The organism is Methanothermobacter sp. K4, from assembly GCF_022014235.1.
Classification (GTDB): Archaea; Methanobacteriota; Methanobacteria; order Methanobacteriales; family Methanothermobacteraceae; genus Methanothermobacter.
This window is the reverse complement of the sequence record NZ_JAKLTD010000002.1, coordinates 228,456-233,732: the sequence shown is the minus strand read 5'-3', so window position 1 is coordinate 233,732 and position 5,277 is coordinate 228,456. Positions and strand designations below refer to the sequence as shown.

The following is a 5,277-nucleotide window of genomic DNA, read 5'->3' as shown; positions in this document are numbered from 1 at the left end:
GTGGTTAGGAAGGGTGTGTGGTTCTGGTACTTCTGAAAACGTAGAAGTGGTTAGGAAGGGTGTGTGGTTCTGGTACTTCTGAAAACGTAGAAGTGGTTAGGAGGGGGGTGTGGAGTTTTCAGTACTTCTTCACAACACCCACAATGGCCGACCTTGGAACCCATGTGTTGAGGGGCGTCCTCACGATCACCGATGTTGGTGTGTAGATGCGCTCAACCCTCCTGTTGTCGCTCATGAGGTATACCCTGGTGGGCTCTATCTTACCGACTCTCTTCACTATAAGGCCATACTCGGGGTGCTTGGCTATAACTATATCCCCCACCCTGTAGTCGTCTGTCTTGAGCACTATGAGTTCCTGTCCATCCCTGAGTGTGGGGTACATGGAGTCGCCGCTCACAACGGCTGGCATGGGGAGCTGGTCAACACCGAACTGTGACTCAATGGTCACGTCAACCTTACTGTAGCCGTAACTCTTTGCTATCTCCGTGACATTACCCTTTATTGTCTCAACGGTACTGTCAGGGTCGTTGATGACGTCCGCCATGTATTCACCGATCCTCTGCTCCATCTCAGGGGGGGCTTTCTGGAAGAAGATGGTGTCTGCCTCAACCGTGATGTTAACCCCGTCAGTCTTTATCGTGATATCAACCGAATCAGCGTTCTCTGTATAGTAAAATACACCTGCAAAGGCGATGACAAGCACTGCAAGGACAATCAGAACCTTCTTCATCTTCAATCCTCCGGCATGAGTTCATCAATCATTGTCCGGGTGATACGGACGTCCATCTGTCCAGGTGCTGTTGAACGATCCGCAGAGGCAAAGGTAAGCGGGGCACCGAAAAGGGCAGCTGCAATCCTCGTGTATTTCCCGGCTTCCCCCATGGATATTGCTATTGTGTTATCCTCCACTGAGAGCAACTGGAGAACCACGAGGGTGTCTGCCATGTTCTGGGGCATAACCGCCACCTTTGCAATGTCCCCGAATTCCTTCTCCATCCTGACTATCCTCAGGAGGGCCTCCAGTGAGGGCGTCCCGGTGAAGTTATGATAGGATATGATGCTTCCCTCGGCAACGGCCGTGACACTCTCTATGTGCTCAGGGTCGGTGCTGAGTTCAACATCAACATAGCGGGCCACCTCGGCAGCGGACCTCAGGAGTTCTATCCTCTCAATTTCAGTGCCACTGAAGTGACCGCCCTCCTCCGGGGACCTGTTTGTTGCTATTACAGGAAAGTCGATATCCTCTATGACCCCTTTCACATCAGCCTTGGATGCCTCCTTGAGGGCATCTATTCTGAGCTCCAGGATATCGGCTCCTGCATCTATTGCCCTTTCTGCAGATTCGATAATGGCTTCATATGTCCTCTCAAAGATGGGGACACAGATCATGGTTTTCATTGAATTATTTCTCCTAAGGTTTGTGGAGTCCAGAGAACCAATAATTTACACTAATCTCTATATGTTATTTCTGGTAATTAAATTTTGCATGGTTGAGGTGTTTATTCCCATCATACGCAACAGTACTCAGGAGCCAAACCTTTTTGATGGGTGGTTTAACTTCAGTATACACATATAAGCCATACGCAACAGTACTCAGGAGCCAAACTCAGGGGTTCGCTGTAACCTATTTATTCACGCGGCTCATAATTAGGTATCAGGTGATTGATTTGAGGATAACTTCCATAGGTGCAGATATATCAGATAATGATACAAGCTGCAGCAGGGAACTTATAAATGCACTGGAGGCCTCGATACCGGGCCTCCTTGATGCGGGTGCAGAGAGCGCAGCACTCACGAACATAACAGGTGACGATGTGGTTATAAGTGCATTTGTAGAGGATGAGATGCTGGAGGACGTGAACAGGGCGATAGTTGAGATACTCAGGGACTCATCAGAGAGCCTTGGAGACCTTGAGGGGATATCAGATGAACCTGACGGTGCAGGTGAGGGTATATCCTATGCAGAGGCGCTTGTAAGGCAGGATCGTTACCCTGATGCGGTTATACTGGCATTTGACACCTATGGTGGTGAGGACTTCGTGGCTGATGTTGCGAATTCAGCCATAAAGGCTGCAGGCGGAATGGATGGCGTTACAGATGTAAGCCAGGAGATCAAACCAGGGGTCCGCAGGATTCCAGGCGTGGGTTACGTTTCAGATAAGACCGATGACCCGGTTGTTGTGGCGACGATAGAGGATATGGAGAGTGTTGGGGTCGTGGCCGGGGCAATGCTGGGGGCAGCCCTGGGCCACAAGAACGTGTACCTTGTGAGGAGGGGCTCACCCTCACATGTGATACCCGGCAGTGTAATAGTCTCTGCCACGGCATTCCTCAACGGAAACCTCATCGACCTTTCAGTGCCATTTGAGGAGAGAACCAGAATACTGATGGTCTGAAAATGTGCCTGGCAGGGATTCTGATGGTCTGGAATGGATGTGTTATCAGATCCAATGGGCGGGTTAACTGATTCATTATCACCAAGTATTTTAGATTTCACCAACATAGTATAGAGGGGATTTATCATGATACTGCTTGATGAGGATACCAGATGCCTGGTTCAGGGCATAACAGGTAAACAGGGATCATTCCATACAGAACAGATGCTTGAATACGGAACAGGGATAGTGGCCGGTGTGACACCAGGTAAGGGTGGCCAGGAGTTCCTTGGCCTGGGTGTGTACAACTCTGTTGAGGAGGTCAGGGAGGAGATGGATGTCAACGCATCCATAATCTTTGTACCGGCGCCCTTTGCCAAGGATGCGGCCTTTGAATCCATAAGGCACCTTGACCTTGTGGTTATAATAACAGAGCACATACCGGTCCATGACTCAATGCAGATAATGGAGTACGCTGAAAGAATGGGTAAAACTGTTATAGGCCCCAACACCCCTGGCATAATAACACCTGGTGTTGGTAAACTGGGTATAATGCCCACAAACATCTTCACCGAGGGTAACATAGGGATAGTCTCAAGGAGCGGGACACTTACCTATGAATTCGCTGCCCAGCTCACAGAGGCTGGCTTTGGCCAGAGCACCTGTGTCGGGATAGGTGGCGACCCTGTCACAGGACTTGGATTTGTGGATGTCCTTGAGAGGTTTGAGGAAGACCCACAGACCGACGCGGTTGTCCTCATAGGTGAAATAGGGGGAGACGCCGAGGAGAGGGCTGCAGAGTACATAGGTGACCACATGTCAAAGCCTGTCTTCGCATTCATCTCAGGTTCAACTGCACCTCCAGGTAAGAGGATGGGCCATGCAGGGGCCATCATAGAGGGTGGCGCGGGGACAGCGCAGAGTAAAAGGGAGGCCCTTGAAGCCGCGGGTGCGGTGGTTGTTGACAGGCCATCCGCCATAGTCAGGGAACTCAGGCGCATGGAGGGGGCTCTCTGATGTCACTCATGGATGACCTCCTTGAGGGTAAGATAAAACTCTATGAAATTGAAAGGCACGTACCCGTTGATGAGGCTGTCAGTATAAGAAGGGAGTTCATTGAGAGGATCTCAGGAGCCAGACTTGAGCATGTATCCCACTATACAATTGACATGGATAGGGCGTCAAGGAGGAACATTGAGAACCCCATAGGCGCCGTGCAGATCCCCCTGGGGGTCGCCGGGCCACTACTGGTTGAGGGTGAACATGCAGACGGTGAGTACTATGTACCCCTTGCAACCTCTGAGGGTGCACTGGTTGCCTCTGTGAACAGGGGTTGCTCGGTGATCACAGGGTCAGGGGGTGCATCTGTCAGGATAACAGGTGACTCTATGACAAGGGCCCCAGTTATAAGGACAGGATCCGCTGCTGACGCTTTAAAGCTCAGGGAATGGATCCAGGAGAACATTGATGCCCTCAGGGAGGAGGCTGAGTCAACGACGAGGCACGGGAAACTCATAAAGATAGATCCCATCATCGTGGCGGGACCCTACGTTTACCCCAGGTTCGTCTACACGACAGGGGATAGCATGGGGATGAATATGGTAACCATCGCCACAGAGAAGGCCCTTGAGCTCCTCACAGAGGAGACAGGTGCCCATGTTATTGCCCTGAGTGGAAATCTCTGCACCGATAAGAAGCCAGCATCCATAAACCTGGTTGAGGGTCGGGGTAAGAGTATAAGTGCAGAGGTAACTGTACCAGGGGAGATGGTTGAGAGGGTCCTCAAGACAACACCCGAGGCTGTTGTTGAGGTTAACACTGCAAAGAACCTCCTGGGGTCAGCCCTGGCTGGGAGCATGGGATTCAATGCCCACTACGCCAACATAATAGGCGCAATATTCCTTGCAACAGGACAGGATGAGGCCCACATTGTTGAGGGCAGCCTTGGGGTTACCGTTGCAGAGGAGAAAAATGGTGACCTCTACTTCTCAGTCAACCTCCCTGATGTGCCCCTTGCAACTGTTGGGGGCGGCACGGGACTTGAGACAGCATCCGAGTGCCTTGATATCATGGGTGTCCGGGGTTCAGGGGGGGTTCATGAGTTTGCAGAGATCGTGGGGGGAGCTGTCCTTGCAGGTGAACTTTCCCTCATGGGCGCCCTTGCAGCCGGCCACCTTGCACGTGCACACAGTGAACTGGGGAGGGGTTAGCCCTCATTGACTGAAATGGTGATGGATGATCAGAGATGGATATACGTGAATTTCTTCATGAGTACATCAACATGAGCCGCTATGTGGCTCTCGGGACACTTGACGGTATACTCGCTGTGATGGGTGTTACACTAACCGCCAGTGGGGTTGCAGGTGCCGGTGGTCTGAGTGTGGACAATCACCTCATAGCCCTAACAGGCCTCAGCGGTGGCGTGGCCCTTGCAATGTCCAATGCCTTCGGTTCATTCATAGGTGAGAGGGCTGAAGAAACAAGGACGATGCGTGAACTTGAGAGGAAGATGATGATGGATGAGGGTAAGCTGGATGACACCATCATCCACCAGCAGGCAAGGCGCCGGGTTTACATGAGCATGTTCACACATGGATTCTCAAGCTTCCTTGGCTCCTTTGTACCTGTACTCCCATTCCTTGTGATATCTGAGAGGATGACAGCAACCATGGTGACTGTTGTACTGTGCCTTGTAGCCCTCCTGGTCCTGGGCGTCTACCTCGGGAGGGTTTCAAGGGAGAACATCTACAGGACGAGTCTGGAGGTTGTTGTGATAGGGATCCTCATAGGCCTTGTCAGCATCTTCCTTGGGGGCTCCCACTGAAAAAGATTTTTTTTACATGAGAAAGGTTATTCAGATATTTGTTTTTCTTAGAATGTTTTTATCCGGAAAAATTAACTG

At 51.2% G+C, this 5,277-nt stretch carries 6 protein-coding genes; 4 read left to right on the top strand and 2 right to left on the bottom strand.

The annotated features are described in order from the left end of the window. Window positions 1-118 precede the first annotated feature (118 nt). Entirely contained in the window at window positions 119-730 is a 612-nt protein-coding gene (locus tag L5462_RS04860) for a S24/S26 family peptidase (protein WP_237779688.1), read from the bottom strand. Between the two features lie 2 nt (window positions 731-732). Beyond that, entirely contained in the window at window positions 733-1,398 is a 666-nt protein-coding gene (aroD, locus tag L5462_RS04855; protein ID WP_237779687.1) for a type I 3-dehydroquinate dehydratase, read from the bottom strand. 269 nt (window positions 1,399-1,667) lie between these two features. Between aroD and L5462_RS04850 the strand changes: the two genes are divergently transcribed. From L5462_RS04850 to L5462_RS04835, 4 genes are all read left to right on the top strand, one after another. Then, a complete protein-coding gene (locus L5462_RS04850) occupies window positions 1,668-2,396 on the top strand; it encodes a hypothetical protein (protein ID WP_237779686.1) in 729 nt (242 codons plus the stop codon). Between the two features lie 126 nt (window positions 2,397-2,522). Then, window positions 2,523-3,392: a succinate--CoA ligase subunit alpha gene (gene sucD / locus L5462_RS04845; RefSeq protein WP_237779685.1), complete on the top strand. Its 870-nt coding sequence runs from the start codon at window positions 2,523-2,525 to the stop codon at window positions 3,390-3,392. Further along, complete coding sequence (gene hmgA / locus L5462_RS04840; protein WP_237779684.1) at window positions 3,392-4,585, top strand: hydroxymethylglutaryl-CoA reductase (NADPH); 1,194 nt, start codon at window positions 3,392-3,394, stop codon at window positions 4,583-4,585. The genes sucD and hmgA overlap by 1 nt, the downstream gene beginning before the upstream one ends. A 35-nt stretch (window positions 4,586-4,620) precedes the next feature. Further along, a complete protein-coding gene (locus tag L5462_RS04835; RefSeq protein ID WP_237779683.1) occupies window positions 4,621-5,199 on the top strand; it encodes a TIGR00267 family protein in 579 nt (192 codons plus the stop codon). The last annotated feature ends 78 nt before the right edge of the window (window positions 5,200-5,277 follow it).